This window comes from Sphingobacterium rhinopitheci, assembly GCF_022627575.1.
GTDB classification, from domain to species: domain Bacteria; phylum Bacteroidota; class Bacteroidia; order Sphingobacteriales; family Sphingobacteriaceae; genus Sphingobacterium; species Sphingobacterium rhinopitheci.
In genome coordinates, this window is the sequence record NZ_JADEYQ010000002.1 from 100,482 (window position 1) to 119,397 (window position 18,916).

Sequence of the window (18,916 nt, forward strand, 5' to 3'; positions counted from 1 at the left end):
CAATTCCATAATTTAAAAAAACAAAATCACTTAACGAAATAAAAGTAAAGCGATCACTAAAGTAACCAAGACATTAAATGTCTGTGCTATCAAAAAGGCATATAATGGTTTTTTATTGCTGTGTACAAAAAGTTCTTTAAAATTAGTTTCTAATCCTATCGATGTAAAAGCCAATACAAACCACAAGCCCTGAATACTCTTTAAACTTCCTTTTACAAGATCATTCGTTTCTGGCGAAATAAAGAAAGAAAATAATAACGAAGCAAAGACAAATCCGATCACAAACTTAGGAAAGCGTTCCCAAATAATTTTTAAGGTAGGTTTTTCTCTTTTAGTTTCGTCATCAACGGATTTGGCATAGGTCCAGTATATACTAATGGCAAATGCAGCAATTCCTAACAATACATTTTGAGAGAATTTGACGATAGTACTTATTTTCAAAGCTTCCTCCCCTACTAAAGAGCCCGAAGCAACTACAGCACCTGTTGTATCAATAGAACCCCCAAGCCAAGCACCAGTTACCTCTTGCGATAAGCCCATCCATTCGGCCATATAAGGCATACATATCATCATCGGAATGGCTGTGATAAGCACTAAAGAAATCACATAGGACAATTTCTTAGCATCCCCTTTTATTGCACCTGAAGTAGCTATTGCTGCCGAAACACCACATATAGAAACTGCGCTGGATAACATCAAAGACATCTCTTTATCAATTTTCAACTTTTTACAAAGCCAAAATGCAAAGTACCAAACGGAAATTACGACGACCAAAGCTTGAATTAATCCCAAAGAACCTGCTTTAAGGATATCACCAAAAATCACCGTTGTTCCCAACAATACTAAACCTACTTTGACATATAATTCTGTATTTAGTGACTCCTTGAACCAAAGAGGCAATTTAAAAAAGTTACCTATCGCTAAACCAATTCCTAAGGCAAAAATAACTGCATCAAGATTATAGTCTTTAATAAGAGCGTTTTCTGCAATAAGCATAGCAATACAAGTCAATATAAACACAATAGGGAATACGACCAATAGCGCATTCAAATTTTTCCTAAGGAATAAAGTTCCTAATATGGCAGCACCATATACAAGTAAAAACTGCTGACCAATTTTTATTAGATTATCTTTTGCTAATACTTTATTTTGTAAAGAATCTACTGAATCCCAACTAAAGGTAGGTTTTGGTATTATTATACCCGATAAGGCTAAAAAGATGATAGCTAATCCTAAGATAACAACTACCCAATCCTCTGTAAATGAAAATGATTTTTTTACTGACATGTAATTATTTAGGTTGATTTTTTTAATAATTGTTTGATTGCAAGTTCTGCATTAGGATATTTAAAAACAAATCCTTGTTGTGCTGGAACTGTAGTCGTTACAGGGACGGAGTCCAATAATAGGGAAGCATCCACAGCTTTGACAAAAGCCCCTATTTTGGCCATAAATGAAGGTAATGGAAAACCTATGGGCATGCCGACAGCACTTCTAAAAGTTTTCATAAATAGCGCATTGGAAGAAGGATTTGGGGAGCAGGCATGATAAATGGGCGAAGGATTCTCTTGTTGCAGTATCCAAAAGATAAGTGCTATCAAATCGGCATAATGAATCCAATTCATCCACTGCTTACCATCGGCAACTTTGCCTCCTAAACCAAATTTTACTAAAGGCAGTAATTCAGCGAAAAAACCTGAATCCTTCAATAATACTGGGCTTATCCGGAGGATAACCTGCTTGACATCTGCTACATTGCTTTCCCAAAAGGATTGTTCCCAATCTTTGGTTAGCGATGCTAAAAAACCCGTTCCGATTTCTTTACTATTCTCATCTTGTAAATGTGATAATTGATTAAATATAGACACACCAGAAAAATTAACCCATATGCTGGGCTTATTATGAAGTGTTTGTATAGCCATACCAATTGCTTTGGTCGGAAGAATTCTAGAATCCCACAATTCCCTTTTATTATCTTCCGTAAAACGGCATTGTATACTTTTACCCGAAAGATTTATTACAGCATCGGCACCTTCAAGATACTGTGCCCAATTACCTATATTTTTGCCATCCCACTCGACCCATGTAATCTGGTCTGTATTTGGCTGTGCGATCCTTCGTGTCAATATCACTACATGCCATCCATTATTAAGGAATGCTGTAGTCAACAATTGGCCTAAATTGCCTGTACCACCTGCTAAAACTACCTTTTTCATATGTTGAGATTTATATTTAAACCATAATGATCGTTGAGGGCTACTTTTGCGGCCTGAAAACCACACATTCCGTGTACTCCGCCCCCCGGAGGAGTAGAAGAAGAACAAATATAAACCGAAGCATTGGTGGTACGATATGGCGTCAAAGATAAAGTCGGCCGTGTATATAACTGCGCTATATCCATTATTCCACCATTGATATCACCTCCTACATAATTGGGGTTATACGCCTCCATCTGTATTGCCGAAAAAGTATGCTTTGCCAATATTGTATCCTTAAAACCGGGTGCAAAGCGCTCTATTTGACTTTCGATTGCCGCCGTATAATCCGCTTCTGTACCGTTGGGTACATGACAATATGCCCATCCTGTATGTTTACCTTCTGGTGCTCGTGTGTTGTCAAATATACTTTGCTGTGCAAAGAGCACAAAAGGCTTATCCAAAACGTGCCCTTGATGTGCTGTTTTTTCATAATGCGCAATTTCAGCAAATGTACCCCCTAGATGAACGGTTCCTGCCTGTCGGGTATCTTTATTTGTAAAAGGAACAGGTTCGGACAATGCCCAATCCATCTTAAAAACCCCCATCCCTTGACGATACTTCTTTAATTGATGGAGATAGGTTTCTTTTAAATCTAGCCCTTTCAATGCAAGAATTTGTTTTGGTGTCATATCCAAAAACAAAAGCTTATGCTCGGGGAGATCCTTTACATCTTTGACCCACAAACCTGTCTGCACTTCTCCTCCTAGCGATTGGTAATAACGTACTAACGCATCTGCAATAGCCTGTGACCCACCAACTGGAATAGGCCAACCATAACGATGCCCTACCGCCATCAACATAAATCCTATTGCTGATGTCGTCCAATTGGATAATGGCTGCATACCATGCCCCGCCATACCTGCCCATAATGCTTTGGTTTTCTCTTCGCTAAATAGCTTAGCAATCCAACTCGCTGGTGGAAGTGCTTTCAGCCCAAAAGATGCTAATGTAAAAGGATGCTTCGGAAGCCTCAACGGGCCTAGCGTATCTTCGGATAGATCAGTATAGCTATCTACCATACTTTTCAACAAATGAAGATATTTTTTCCCATCAGCTCCTAAGGCCTTAGCCGTTTGATGTATATCCTGATATAAAATACCAGCATCACCATTATCCAAAGGATGCGCTGCCGCAATAGTCGGCTGTACAAATTCTAAACCATAATCACGTAATGGAATAGATTGAAAAAATGGGGATGCCATCGCCATAGGATGGATTGCCGAACAAACGTCATGTTTAAATCCACTCAACGTAAGTTCTTTGGTGCGTAATCCACCACCTATGGTTTCTGCCCCTTCTACGACCAACGTAGAAAGGCCTTGCTGCTGCAAGGTTATTGCAGCGGCAAGGCCATTAGGACCAGAACCTATTATGATCGCATCGTATTTTTTCAATTAGTATTAAATTTACAGCGAATATTTTATAATGAAGAACTTCCTTAAGCAAATTTATCCTTTATGCTACAGCAAAGAATCGCAATGAAATGCTATACTATATATCCTTCACACATCTAAAACCAACATTATTGGTTGAGGTATTGACATCTGCTTTACCTCTGGTGCTTGCTTTATAGCGCTCACAATATTGATCCGTACATAAGAAAGAGCCTCCACGCTGTACTTTTTTTACAACATGAGGTTCGCGAGGATCAAAAGAAGAACTAGGCCCTGTAGGATTTTTCAACGTTGTCAGCTCATATCGCGGTTGGTAAAAATCAGAACACCACTCCCACACATTACCCTCCATATCATACAAACCATAAGGATTAGCGGGAAAACTTTTTACAGGCGATGTAGTTTCAAAGCCATCTTCCTTAGTATTAGAAATAGGAAAATTCCCTTGATAGATATTTGCTACCCATTTATTATTTGGCTTTAATTCATCTCCCCAATAATAAATATGAGTACCAGAATTACCTCCTCTTGCCGCATATTCCCATTCCGCTTCTGTAGGCAATCGCTTTCCTGCCCAAGCCGCATACGCCGCAGCGTCCTCATGAGCAATATGCACAACAGGATGATGCTCACGTCCTACAAGAGTACTATTCTTCCCTTCAGGATATTTCCAGCAAGCACCTTCTACCAAACGCCACCATTTCATATGATCATCAAGGTTTCTAACTCTTTCTGGAGCTGCAAAAACTGCAGAACTCGGTCTTAACAAAACTGTATCCACACCCGGGAAATCCTTCGGATCTAAACTCCGCTCTGCCAGTGTAACATATCCAGTCTCTTCTACAAACTGGGCAAACTGTGCATTCGTAACCTCGTGCTCATCCATCCAAAAATCAGATAATTCAATATTACGAAGAGGTTTTGTGTCAGCATACAAATCAGAACCCATAGCAAAGACACCTCCTTTAATAAAAATCATCTTAGTCGTTTTTGAATCACCAATCTTCTTATTGACTTGCACAGCTGCTGATATTTTTTCAAATCGAGACGCTACTGTTTCTGCACAACAAGAAAGGCTATCTTGAGCATAACTAGTCAAAAACGATAACATGAAAATACTAAATGAAAAAAATTGATTAGGATTCATAACAAAAATTTATATTCAAAACAAAAGTATACAATATACAACAATAATTTAAGTTTGTGTAGATATGTCTTTATGTATCCTACCAACCAAAAGCTGAGCCCACAGGCTCCTGTATTTTGCTCTTTCTAAAATTGCGCATCGTTTTGGGCTCCTTATCTTCAATTTCCGCAAAATCAACGACACCATTATCATTAGCCCATCGAAAATAAGCTTGTGATAATTGAGAAACGACAGCATGATGTTGTCTAGCTATATCGGTAGTTTCTGTAGGGTCATTGTTTAAATCATATAACTCCCAATTGTATGACGGATAGGTCGAAACCAACTTCCAATTACCAATACGTACTGCTCTATTTCCTGCTCTCTCCCAAAATAATCCTTCGGGTCTATCTACCTCATTTTTTATCCCTGATAACACCGGCACTAAACTTCGCCCAGGTAATGGATTGGATAGAACTGTATCTTTATAAGTCTGTGGATAATTAGCACCTGCTAATTCATATAAGGTAGGCGCAATATCAATAATGTGACCTGTACCTTTCACAATTACATTAGGCTTTATCTGTTTTGGAAACCATGCAATAAAGGGTGTATTAATTCCTCCTTCATGCATATAATCTTTAAATGCTTTGAAAGGTGTATTAGAAGCGTACGACCAATTCTTACTTTGAGACTCAAAAGAACCTTCTGTACCTACAGGACCTGTATTTTTGCGTGCTCCATCATACCATTTCACCAAATCCTCTGCCGGAGCACCATTATCCGATAAGAAGAAAATTATGGTATTATCATATTGATTATTTTCTTTCAATTTGTCAATCAACAAACCAATACTTTGATCTAGTCGATCAACCATTGCCGCATATACTTCCATCTTTTTAGCCCACATTTTTTTTTGATCAAAGGACAATCTCTCCCAATCATACAAATCTTGATCTGGAATAGAAAGATTCACCGTACCATCAAATAAACCTAAATCTTTTTGTTTCTCAAATCTTTGCTTGCGTAAAGCCGTCCATCCTTTATCATACTTACCTTTATACTTAGCAATATCTTCAGGCAATGCTACTAATGGCCAATGTGGCGCTGTATGTGCTAGATATAAAAAGAAAGGCTTATTTACAGATTTTGCGTCATCCAAAAACTTTCCTGCATTTGCTTGAATTACATTTGTTGCTAAATATTCGCTCAAAGGATAACCCTCAGCATCCACTTTAGGTTTACCAAAAGTAGGCGCTCCAGAATTTGCGGAGGTACCCTGTGGAAACACCCTTTCAAAACCTCTGTCTGCAGGATAGCTCTTGCCATTGCCCGAAACATGCCATTTCCCCGATGTTAACGTCAAATAGCCGTTAGCATTAAGTACTTCTGCCAAGGTCAACGATTCCGCATTGAGATACCCTTGATAAGCAGGTAAACCTAAATCATTCGAAAAATATCCTACACCAGCTTTGTGTTGATACTGACCAGTGAGCAATGATGCTCTGGTAGGTGCGCAAATAGAATTATTATAAAACTCTTTAAATCGCAAACCTTCTGACGCCAATTTATCTAAGTTTGGTGTTGCTATTTCTGAACCATAAGCGCCCAAATCCGAATATCCTAAATCATCTGCTAATATCAATATGATATTAGGTTTACTTTTTGTCTGCGAAAAAATAATTAAACTATACCCTATCGCAAATATTAATAATAATATCTTTTTCATTTTCTTTAATTTATCTTAGAGGGTTACGTTGCACTTTGATACGATTATAATCTACAACACCTGTTTCCTTAGCCCAATTGCTGTATAAGGCTTCTAATTCATTAATAACTTCAGGATATTGAGAAGCAACATCTATATTCTCCCCCCTATCGTCATCGATATTATACAATTCAACTTTCCCTCCATTCTTAAATAAGGAAACCATCTTCCATTTCCCTTTTCTAACGGCTCTATTCCCTGCTCTCTCCCAGAATAATGGAGTCGATCTATCCACTTGCTGTTGCTCGGAAGATAAGGTACTCCGCAAACTTACACCTACTAATTTATTCGTTATACTATTTTGATAATTATCAGGATACTTTGCCTTAGCATAATCATACAATGTAGGCGCAATATCTATAATATGGCCAGTTCCTTTTTTAATTACATTGGCTTTGACTTCTTTGGGATACCAAACGATAAAAGGAGCTCCTATGCCTCCTTCATACGGGTTGTCTTTATAGCTTCGCAATGGAGAATTTCCTGTTTGTGACCAATTACTATTTTGAATATCATACGAGCCAGCCCTTCCAACGGTTTCAGTATTTCGAACGGTGTAAATACGGGTATTATCTCCCCCTTGCGCTCCATTATCTGATAAAAACACGATGATTGTATTGTCATATTTTTTAAGATCCTTTAATGTACCCAAAATTCTACCTAGGCTTTGATCCATATGATCTATCATACCTGCAAACACTTGCTGACGACGTTGCCAATATTGCTGTTCATCAAAAGTGAGTCTATTCCACGGTCTAATAGATGCATCTATTTCACTAATTTTTTGTCCTTTAGGAAAAACGCCCTTCTCAACTGCTTGTCTATATCGATCTATACGTAAACTATCCCAACCTATCTTATAGATACCATCATACTTCGTAATAACGTCTTCGGGAGCCTGCAATGGCCAATGTGGTGCATTAAAAGCTAGATATAAAAAGAAAGGTTTTTGCTTATTTTCTTTATTTTGCTCTTGCAGAAAAGAAATAGCTTGGTCAGTAATTTCATCCGTTAGGTACCTTCCTTTAGGTAAATAATAAGTTTCATTATTTTTTAACAAATGGACTGTACGCTTATCAGGTTCATTTATCTCGTAAAAATTGCTTGCACCGGGAATAAAACCAAAAGACCTTTCAAAGCCACGTTGTGCAGGCCATTGATCAAAGTCATCACCTACATGCCATTTGCCGGAAATAATAGTTGAATAACCCGAATTTTTCAATACCTCCGCCAAAGTTAAAGATTCTTTATTTAAAAACCCTTGATAAGCAGGTAAGCCCAAATTAACATTAAAGTAGCCAATACCTGCTTTATGTGCATATTGCCCTGTCAATAAGGATGCTCGTGTAGGTGCGCAAATAGAGTTATTGTAAAACTCTTGAAAACGCGTCCCTTCGAGCGCCAATTTGGATAAATTGGGTGTTTGCACCTCCAAACCACCATAAGGTTCAATATCCGAAAAACCCAAATCATCTACCAAGACCAGTATAATATTGGGCCTTTTATCCTGTGCTACTACCCAAGAACTGAATAATAACAGTAGTAATATACTTTGTATTCCTTTAATCATAATGTATCGTTTTAATTAATTATTGACCCAATCTGGGTGTTGTTTCAAATTAGGATTTAAGTTTAATTCCCTTTGAGGAGTCGGAAAATGAAGATGACGACTTGCTGCAAGCGTTTTACCAGCAGCACTTAATTTAGTAATATAATAGGACGCTCCTCGACGGACTAAATCAAACCATCTTTGGTATTCGTACACAAATTCCTTTCTTCTTTCTTCAAACACCAATTCTCTAAAATCATCTTTACTTACACTGGAACTCAATAAATCAGCATTCGAGCGGGATCTCACCTCGTTTAAAGCAGCAATAGCATCTGTTGTTGCCTCAGCCGACAATTCATTTTCCGCTTCAGCAAACATCAACAACACTTCAGCATAACGTATAATGGGCAAATTCTTGGAAGATTGACTCTGATTTCCAATAACTGATTCATCATAGTACTTATTGAATTGCGGCTTTTTGAGTGCGTAATAACGACTATCAACAGGCGACACTTTACCTGTAGAAAAAGTTACAGGCAAACGCGCGTCATAGCTTGCATATGAATTATATAATCCACCTTCTATGTGCAAAGCATCAGCGTAATCACCATTAATACCTGGAATATCTGCTGGTGCAGAACGGCTAGCTAAGGTATTACCTTGATAACCTGAATTACCTTTAAACTGTGCCGAGAAAATATGCTCTTTCCCATTTTTCTTATCCACTGCAAATACATCTGCAAAATTTTCAAACAATTCATAACCTTCATTATCGATTACTTCCTTAGCTTTATTGCGTGCTAACGACCATTTCTGCTGTGTCAAATATACTTTAGCTAATAAACTTTTAGCAGCACCACGAGAAGCTCTAGCTTTATCTTTTTCTCCATACTCCAAATAATTAGGGAGTTGCTCGGCATCTATCAAATCTGCTTCGATCTGCGCATATACTGTTGATTCTTCAGCTTTTGTGACATGTAACTGATCAGTACTTAAGGAAGTCAAATGCACAGTTATCAAGGGTACATCACCAAACCATCTCACTAAATTGAAATAATGTAAAGCCCTTAAAAACTTTGCTTCATTGACCAAACGTAATTTTATTGTGGCCGATATTTGATCATTTGTCATGGCTTCAATACTTTTGATATTGACATTCGAAGCGTTAATTGCATCATAGCTCTGCTTCCAAAGTTGTTCCATTCTATCATTTGAAGCATCATGTGTCAATCCAGCAATGGCACGAACATGCGCATTACGGGCACGTGGTCCAGCTTCATAATCATCTGTTGCCATTTCTACGCCAATCTGAAAAAGACCATTATAGATGGATTGACCACTTTCAAATAACTTACGATAGGTACCTGTAAGTGCAGAAGTCGCCTGGTCTTCGGTTTTATAAAATTGTTCCGATACAATCAATGCATCAGGACTTTCTTCCAATTTGGAGCAAGATGCGAGTAACAAACCAGAAGTTATAGCTAATAATAAAAATATTTTTTTCATGTTAATTCCTCCTTTTTAGAATGTGATAGATACTCCGAAAGCGAATGACTTGGCTGTTGGATATATCCCTCCATCAGAACCTATCTGAATGTTACTACCTGATGTCACTTCAGGATCAAAACCAGTATACTTCGTCCATGTCCAAAGATTTTGACCTACTACATATAATCTCACATTGGATAATGAATTTTTCAACCAAGATTTAGGAAAAATATATCCTAATTGCAAGGATTTCAAGCGTACAAAAGAACCATCTTCCACAAATTGATTAGAAAAAACTGGCGCTGGATCTAATTTTGCACGTGGATAAGCATGAGAAGGATTTGAAGCTGTCCAGCGCAACAATGCATCTGCAGAAGCATTCTGCTGTCCGGTGAACATTTCTAAATTTTGCCTATTGATATTTAATATTTCATTACCAACAGTTCCTTGCAACAACAGATTCAAATCAAATCCTTTGTATTTAAATGTATTTGTTAAACCAAAAATAAAATCAGGTTGTGCATTACCGATAATATCTCTATCATTTGCTGTTGTAAATTTGCCGTCTCCATCAACATCTTTGTACAAACGATCTCCTGCCTTAGGAGTAGCATTACCTGTAAAAGCCCCCTTAACACTTTCCTCACCCAACTGCAAAATACCATCTGTAATTGTACCATAAAATGTTCCTAATGGCCTACCAACTTCTATTCTATAATTCCCCGTAATGTAAGGTGTAGTGGAACCTAATGAAAGGACCTTATTTCTATTGAACGAAATATTAAAATCTGTATTCCAAACGAACTCTTTTGCTATATTTTTGGATTTAAGACTGATCTCCACCCCCTTGTTTTCTACTGATCCATAATTTTGGAGTGAACTCGCATAACCTGAAGTCCATGGTAATTCCACATTCAACAATAAATCTTTAGTTTTCTTATAATACCAATCGAAAGAAAATTGCAATCTATCATGTAGCACCGAAAAATCAATTCCTGCATCATATTGATAGGTTGTTTCCCAACCCAGATCTTGATTAGGAACACGTTGAGGGGCAAACCCCGTTGAAATCGCATCACCCAAGTAATAATTCAAAGCATATAACGTAGATAAAGATTGGTATTGTCCAATTTCGAGATTTCCCGTAGTACCGAAACTCGTACGAATTTTCAAATCATGCAGAAAAGACAAATTTTCCTTAACAAAATCTTCTTGAGAAGCGCGCCATGATAGCGCTAAAGAAGGGAAATTACCAAATTTGTTGTTAGCGCCAAATCTTGAACTACCGTCTCTTCGGATACTTGCGGATGCATAGTATTTACTTTTATAGTTGTAATTAATACGACTCAAATAAGAATGTAAAACCCATTTGTAAGAATCTGAAACAGGTCTTAACAAAGTAGATCCACTTTGCAAACTATTATATAATAATTCATCAGTTACAAAATTCTCTGCTCCTGCTGAAAAAATTGAATTTCTACTTTCTTGCTGTGTAAAACCTAATAGAAGGTTAAAATTATGATGACCTAAAGTTTTATCATAAGTAATTGTATTCTCATTTAGCCATGAATAATTGTCCAAATTCGCAAGATCTGCTCTTCCTTTATTCCCTGATCCTTCATAAATATATGAAGGCAGATAATATTTATCATTTCTATTATTCAAGTCAGCGCCAAATAAAACCTTCACCTGCAAACCAGGTATGATATCATACTGTGCAAATGCTGTCCCCAATGAACGTACCCCAACTTGTTGATTCGTTGTCTCTAACAGAGTTGCTATCGGATTAGCAAAAATATTTTCAAAAGGATTACGTAGCGTATATGATCCATCTGCTTCATAAATCGTAGCAGTAGGAGGCATTATCAGTAAAGAGTTGACTATTCCTGTGGGAGCTATCTGTGCATCTGTACGATTAATAGAGAGGTTAAATCCTACGGATAGTTTCTGATACGGTTTTGCATTAATATTTGCTCGTACACCGAAACGTTTGAAATCAGTATTCTTAATTACCCCTTGTTGATCAAAATAATTAGCGCCCAAGTAATACTGAACACGCTCTGCACCACCCGTTAAAGAAAGCTGATGATTCGAAATAGGAGCTGTACGAAAAGCTTCATTTTGCCAATTCGTTCCTTCCGCTAAATTATCTATAGCGTGCTGCGACAGGTATTGATTCGACCCCAATGCAGGATAAGCATCATACAGCACCTCATTACGCAATATTGCAAAATCTTTTGCATTCAAGACATCGATAGTTTTTATCACAGATTGGCTTCCATAACTTCCGTCATAAGTCAATTTGGAACGTCCTGCAGATCCTTTTTTTGTTGTCACCAAGACTACACCATTGGCGCCTCTTGAGCCATAAATTGCGGTAGCAGAAGCATCTTTTAGTATTTCCATGCTTTCGATATCTGATGGATTGATACTTGCTAATGGATTCAGGGCTGCCCCCGACCCTATACCAGTACTTTCAGCTTGATTGTAAACTGGGAATCCATCGATAACATATAATGGTTCATTACCACCTTGGATGGATGCCCCACCACGGACACGCACACTTACTCCTCCACCTGGTTGACCAGATGTCTGCGTTACCTGAACCCCTGATGCTCCACCTTTGAGTACTTGATCCAAAGAAGATACATTTTGCTTCAATAATTCATTGGGAATAGAAGATACCGCAGCAGTCAAATCTCTTCTTTTCTGTGTGCCATAACCAACAACGACTACTTCGTCCAAACTAGCAGGAGCAGGCACTAAAGCAATTACTACAGGAGAATGTCTAATCACTAAATCTTGAGGTGCATACCCTATAAAAGAGATTTTCACTTTGAAAGGTAAATTCTGACCTGTTACAAATTGAAATTTACCATTACGATCGGTTTTGACACTATGCGTTACTGCGTCCAACTGAATGGTAACGCCTTCTATAGGCTCTTTAGTTTCTGAATCAATGACTTGCCCTGCTAGAGCAGCATTGATAATAGGTTTCGTTTCTTGTGCATGCAGTATTTGCAAAGAAAATATTGCGAATAGCACAGCTAAAGAGTAATTGAATACTCCAATTTTTTTCATATTTTAGAAATGTTAATAGTGAATTCTTACAAGTGCCAACGCCAAATTGATAACTTGTAACATTATTTTTCAAAGATTGAAGCAACAGGAGAACCAAAATTCTCCTGTACGCTTCTAAGGGAAATGAAGTCTTTATTTACACATTCGCATTTTATAACAAATGCAATATTGTATTATCTTATCTTCTATTCGTGCTATCATTTATATTCTTTTAAATTATTATAATGATTTCCAAGTATAGCGTAAGGTAACACCATAGGTTCTTTGGTCAGCGACAACACCTGCATATTGACCATAACTTCCTGGAGCGGCTAATAATTGTTCATAATAATCTTTATTACCAAGATTTCTACTCCATATATACAGGGTGATACCATTTGAACCTTTGAAACCTACTCGGGCATTTAACAAAGCATAAGCATCAATATTTAGGAATTGAGATGGAGAAGAGCTGGAAGAGAATTTGGAACGGTAAAACACATCAGCAGCGACAAAGTAAGAGCCATTGATACCGATCAATTTACCGCCTTTATTAGCTTCAGCACCAAGTGACCAAGCCCATTTGGATACACCAGGCAATACTTCACCCGATATATCTTTAAACGCTTGTGGCCCACCTACTTCTTCCAAAGGCACTGGCGCATTGGTAAATTTTTTGTACTTAGCATCCGTATATGCAAAAGCACCATTTATACGCAAAAAGTAACCAATATTTAAAGAACCATCTAGCTCAAACCCTTTTACTTGAACATTCTCTGCATTGGCCAGATAGCCACGATTTACACCTGGTTCAGGTGTTTGTACTTGAGTTTGATAATCCTTAATATCATTAAGATAAATATTGAAGTTAAGTATTGAATTTCGCGTAGGGTTAGTTTTTATTCCTATTTCATAATAGTTGACCGCTTCAGGCCTTACTTCTGCCAGCTCTGTTAATACAGCACCGTTGGCTGTTGGCAACCCTCCAACATTAATTCCAATAGGCTTATAACTAATAGAATAATTGGCATAGGTATTTATTTTAGGATTAATTCTATAACGTAAGGCCAATTGACCAGATAAATTGCCATCATCAGCATTGACATCAAAAGTTTGGTCCGTATAAACACCATTCTTAAGTGCTATCAGTGCTGGATCTGTAGTTTGCAACCCTCCATAGGTCTTACGATCATAATTAGCGATCTTCTTATCGTAATTATAACGCAATCCTGGCAAGAGATGTAAGGCATCCGTAATGGCCCAATCGATCTGCGTGTAGGCCGCTAAACTCGTGCTTTTGATGCCGTATTTAGTTTGTATACCAAAATTATCAAATAAGCCTGGAGTAGACCATAGAGGACTAGTAGAGCTTTGTTGAAATCGCCATAATGCAGATCCCGCTTCTTCCGTATGCACAGGATCTGTTCCGAGGTCTTGCCACAAACCAAATAAACCTGCAACAGCAGTTACATTTTCAGAAATCTTTCCAGAGTATCTAAACTCTTGAGACCATTGCTTATGCACAGAATTACCCGCAGAGATCGTATACACAGGCAAGCCTAGATAATCTCTATCATTCAATGGCACCCATTCCCAATAACGCCATGCTGTAGTCGATGTCAAAGTACCATTAGCGATTTTAAAATCAGCATTCAAGGATACCCCACCCAATTCATTATCCGCTTTAGATTGCGTATCTAAATCTATCTTACGTTCAAATGCACTTTGATAAGGCAATTCATACCCAAGATCAGCTATTATATTATTGAACTGTCTATAATCAGCACGTTGAGTTTCCACAACACCTGCTACAGCCCAGCCATATCCATTTGGTCGCTGTACAGATTTATCACCTGCCAACACTATTTTTATATGCTCATGGGGGTTATATAACAACTGCCCTCTGAACCCTAAGTTGTTGATATCATTAATCCTACTGTTAGTATGTACATTAAATAAAGCACCATCGCGTTGTGTACCTGAAAAAGAAGCACGAGCAGCTAATTTCTTAGACAAAGGACCAGAGATAGAAGTTGTAGCTTGAATAAACCCAAGATTACCATAACTGACTTCTACCGTGGCTTCAGGATTAAATTGAGGTAATCTTGATGTAATATTAAAAGCACCAGCTGTTGTATTCTTACCAAATAAAGTCCCTTGAGGGCCTCTCAAAACTTCAATTTGTTCAATATCTACAAAATCTAACCATGCTGCAGCAGGACGCGCTATATATACCCCATCCAAGTAGAAACCTACACCAGGATCGATACCATCATTTGTCAATCCATAGGTAGAACCTAAACCACGAATATTCAATGTCGTATTACGTGCATTAGAAGCATACAATTGAACAGTAGGGACCAACTCTTTCAATCGATTTACATTGAAAGCACCAGCATCTTCTAAGGTAGATCCTTTTATTGTTGAAATAGGAATGGGTACATCTTGTAATATTTCTTTACGACGACGGGAAGTTACGGTCACCTGCTCCAAAGATTCCAATCGTGGAGACAGCGCTATTACAGTAGGCGAAGTAGCAACAACAATCTTTTTGGGCTGATAACCTACTAAAGTCAAATTCAATGTAAAAGGCAACTTTTGACCTGTCACAAATTCAAACAAGCCTTTATTACCTGTCGTCACTTGATGCGTTACCCCATCCAATTGCACAGTAACACCTTGTAAAGGCTCATTTGTCACCGCATCAATAACAGTCCCTGTCAATGATGCATTTATAATAGGTCTAGTCTCTTGAGCCACGGATCGTTGAGGATTACCTATAGTACTAGCTCCTAGGAGTAGTGAAAAATAAAGAATTTTATTTTTTTTCATTTTGTTCAATTGTTTTGATGTATCCACAGCTGTGGATATAGTGTTGAAATAAATTATGCACGAGAAGGCAAAAAACTCATTAGCAACACATTCGCATTCGCGAATCAAAACAATTGATGATAATTAGATCTAATACATTTAAATCTGATTTAGCTTTACATAGGTTAATATTTTTCATTCTTTACGTTAATTTATCAATTATTACAAACAACTCATAAAATCCCCTCAGCCCCAATTGTTAATAACAACAATGCAAATGTAAAAATATTTTTCATAAAGTCTACTTAATTTATAGATTTAATATACATTTTGGTTTTATACCTAAAAAAGCCTACAAAAGATGCAGGCTTCAAAATAATCAACTAAATATTATGCTATTAAAAACAGTATTTATTTTCCTCAATAAGTTTACGTGCAATACGCTGACGCGCATCCTTTACATTGAAAGGTTGCGCCTTCGTAAAGCGGCGCAGGCCTACCAACATCATATGCAATTCGTCACCTTCACCAAAAGAATACAAAGCTTCTTTGCCCGCAACATTTACCTTATCAAGGGCAGAATAGAGATATACTTTGGCCATATCTATAGGCAATGCTGCCGCATCTTCACCTTTGGTATAGTACAATTTTTCGGCACGTAATAATACCGATTCAGCAATATATATATAACCGATAATATCCGCTATATTCATCAAAATCTCTTGTTCCTTTGCTAAGGTCATCATCAGCTTCTGCACTGCTGCGCCAGCAATTAATAATCCTGCTTTCTTCAAATTAGCGATAATCTTTTTTTCTGCAGCAAAAGGAGCATCATCCTCGTCCCCAAAATCTGGGATAGATAACAATTCTCCAGCCACCGCTTGCGCAGGCCCCATCAAATCAATTTCGCCTTTCATAGCACGCTTCAACAGCATATCCACCACCAACATACGGTTTACTTCATTTGTACCTTCGAAGATACGATTGATACGCGAGTCACGGTATGCTCTTTCCATAGGCGCTTCAGCCGAATAGCCCATCCCACCATATATCTGTACCCCCTCATCTACGACATAGTCCAACATCTCCGAACACCATACTTTGATAATAGCACACTCTATCGCATATTGCTCCACCGATTTAAGCTTGGCTTTAGCTTCATCCATACCGCCCGCAATCAACGCTTCATACACATCGTCTATATTTTGTCCTGCACGATATGCAGCAGATTCAGTAGCAAATAAGCGTATTGCCATCTCGGCCAATTTATAGCGGATAGCACCAAACTTAGAGATAGGTAAATTAAACTGCACGCGCTCATTGGCATAATTGACAGCAGTAGATATCACCGAACGAGCAGAGCCAATAGTAGCAGCTCCCAATTTGATACGTCCTATATTTAAAATATTAACTGCTATTTTAAAACCATTTTCACGATCGGACAACATATTCTCTACAGGAACAGCACAGTCATTAAAGAATATTTGTCGCGTAGAAGAACCTTTGATCCCTAATTTATGCTCTTCGGGATTCATCGTGATGCCACCGAAATCCTTCTCTACGATAAAAGCAGTTAAATTTTTATCATCATCAATTTTAGCAAAAACAATAAAAATATCAGCGAATCCGCCATTCGTAATCCACATTTTTTGACCATTGATCAGATAGTGAGTACCTTCAGCATTCAATTTGGCAGATGTACGTCCCGAATTAGCATCAGATCCTGAGTTAGGCTCCGTTAAACAGTAAGCGGCTTTCCATTCTCCAGTACCTAGTTTAGGAATATACTTCGCTTTTTGAGCTGCGTCACCATAATATAAAATCGGTAAAGTACCAATTCCTGTATGTGCAGATAACGCTACAGCAAAGGAAAAACCTCCACCTACAGCATCAGCTACCAGCATAGAAGTATTAAAATTCTTGCCAAAACCACCATACTCCTCAGGTATAGAAACCCCCAACATACCCAACTCACCCGATTTATCAAGTAAGCTTTGCATAAGCCCTTCTTCTTGACTATCTATACGGTCCAACTTGTTCAATACTTCTGTTTGCAAGAAGTCCAAACAAGTTTGGCGTATCATCTGTGCCTCTTCATCAAATTCTTCAGGAATAAATATATCTGTATAAAGAGTTTCCTTAATCACAAATTCACCACCTTTAATTACTTTTTTCTCGCTCATAACTGTTTATCAATTAGCTTAAGTAACCTATAAAAAAATAGTACTTAATTGGTTTATAAAAAACTTACTATCAATCTAACATTTCAAAAATACCTGCTGCCCCTTGACCTGTCCCCACACACATAGTCACCATACCATACTTTTTCCCTCGGCGCTTCAATTCATTAAGAACCTGCACAGTAAGCTTAGCACCTGTACATCCTAATGGATGACCGAGCGCTATCGCACCGCCATTTACATTTACTTTGTCTTCATCCAATCCTAGTTCTCGAATTACAGCCAACGATTGGGAAGCAAAAGCTTCATTTAACTCGAAGAGATCTACATCCTCTAGTTTGAGCCCTGCCATTGCTAACGCTTTTGGAATAGCCACAATAGGACCTATGCCCATGATGCGGGGAGGAACGCCGGCTACAGCATAAGAAACAAGTTTTGCAATAGGCTTCAAACCCAATTCTTCCACTTTTCGAGCAGACATCACCAATACAAAAGCTGCACCATCCGAAGTCTGCGAAGAATTGCCCGCTGTCACACAACCATCGGCAGCAAATACGGGTCGCAGCTTAGCTAATGCTTCTAAAGAAGAATCCGCACGTGGCCCTTCATCAGTATCGACAACATACTCGCGCATCGCGATCTTGCCATTTTGTACATAATTCTCCCTCACCGTAATAGGTACAATACCATCCTGCAAATTTCCATTCTTGATGGCTGCGACGGCTTTTTGATGGGACTTCAGCGCAAAGGCATCTTGATCTGCTCTTGATATGTTATACTCTTTGGCTACAGCTTCTGCTGTCAAACCCATTCCCCAATACCGATCAGGGTTATCTTTTGCGACTTTAGGATTTGGAACAATCTTCCAACCACCAAAAGGCATTCCCGACATCACCTCTACGCCACCTGCAATAATGATATCAGCCATACCCGCCTTTATCTTTGCTGTAGCTGTAGCTATGGTATCCAATCCTGATGCACAGTAACGATTTATTGTCACAGCAGGAACTTTATCCGTATCTAAACCCAATAAGGATATAAAACGTGCTAAATTCATCCCTTGCTCTGCCTCAGGCATTGCATTACCAACGATAACATCATCGATATCATCTTTATTTAAGTGGGGCACTGCGGCCACCAAATGCTTTATTACTTCTGCTGCTAAATCGTCAGCGCGCATAAAACGAAACCCACCTCTGGGTGCTTTCGCTACTGCTGTACGATAACCTGCTACAATATATGCTTCCATTTTTTTTGAGTTTGTAGTTAGATACTAAATCTA

At 38.2% G+C, this 18,916-nt stretch carries 11 protein-coding genes; all 11 read right to left on the reverse strand.

Annotated features, from left to right (window positions below; all coding sequences use genetic code 11):
* Positions 1-30 precede the first annotated feature (30 nt).
* A complete protein-coding gene (locus IP023_RS03285) occupies positions 31-1,287 on the reverse strand; it encodes a YeiH family protein (RefSeq protein WP_241788825.1) in 1,257 nt (418 codons plus the stop codon).
* Between the two features lie 8 nt (positions 1,288-1,295).
* Positions 1,296-2,216 (reverse strand): TIGR01777 family oxidoreductase, encoded by a 921-nt coding sequence (locus tag IP023_RS03290; RefSeq protein WP_241788826.1) that lies wholly within the window; start codon positions 2,214-2,216, stop codon positions 1,296-1,298.
* A complete protein-coding gene (locus IP023_RS03295) occupies positions 2,213-3,652 on the reverse strand; it encodes a phytoene desaturase family protein (protein WP_241788827.1) in 1,440 nt (479 codons plus the stop codon). Before IP023_RS03295 ends, IP023_RS03290 begins: the two co-directional genes overlap by 4 nt.
* Before the next feature lie 97 nt (positions 3,653-3,749).
* Positions 3,750-4,799 carry a formylglycine-generating enzyme family protein gene (locus tag IP023_RS03300; RefSeq protein WP_241788828.1) on the reverse strand — a complete coding sequence of 350 codons (1,050 nt, stop codon included), beginning with the start codon at positions 4,797-4,799 and terminating at the stop codon, positions 3,750-3,752.
* 79 nt (positions 4,800-4,878) lie between these two features.
* Entirely contained in the window at positions 4,879-6,507 is a 1,629-nt protein-coding gene (locus tag IP023_RS03305; RefSeq protein ID WP_241788829.1) for an arylsulfatase, read from the reverse strand.
* Positions 6,508-6,517: 10 nt separating this feature from the next.
* The gene (locus IP023_RS03310; RefSeq protein ID WP_241788830.1) at positions 6,518-8,116 is read right to left on the reverse strand and encodes an arylsulfatase; all 1,599 of its coding nucleotides are present in this window, start codon (positions 8,114-8,116) and stop codon (positions 6,518-6,520) included.
* Between the two features lie 15 nt (positions 8,117-8,131).
* A complete protein-coding gene (locus IP023_RS03315; RefSeq protein ID WP_241788831.1) occupies positions 8,132-9,601 on the reverse strand; it encodes a RagB/SusD family nutrient uptake outer membrane protein in 1,470 nt (489 codons plus the stop codon).
* 15 nt (positions 9,602-9,616) lie between these two features.
* On the reverse strand, positions 9,617-12,664 hold the full coding sequence (locus IP023_RS03320) for a SusC/RagA family TonB-linked outer membrane protein (RefSeq protein ID WP_241788832.1): 3,048 nt from the start codon (positions 12,662-12,664) through the stop codon (positions 9,617-9,619).
* Between the two features lie 219 nt (positions 12,665-12,883).
* Entirely contained in the window at positions 12,884-15,475 is a 2,592-nt protein-coding gene (locus tag IP023_RS03325; protein ID WP_241788833.1) for a TonB-dependent receptor, read from the reverse strand.
* Positions 15,476-15,852: 377 nt separating this feature from the next.
* On the reverse strand, positions 15,853-17,637 hold the full coding sequence (locus tag IP023_RS03330; protein WP_241788834.1) for an acyl-CoA dehydrogenase family protein: 1,785 nt from the start codon (positions 17,635-17,637) through the stop codon (positions 15,853-15,855).
* A 70-nt stretch (positions 17,638-17,707) separates the two neighbouring features.
* Positions 17,708-18,883: an acetyl-CoA C-acyltransferase gene (locus IP023_RS03335; RefSeq protein WP_241788835.1), complete on the reverse strand. Its 1,176-nt coding sequence runs from the start codon at positions 18,881-18,883 to the stop codon at positions 17,708-17,710.
* Positions 18,884-18,916: the final 33 nt, after the last annotated feature.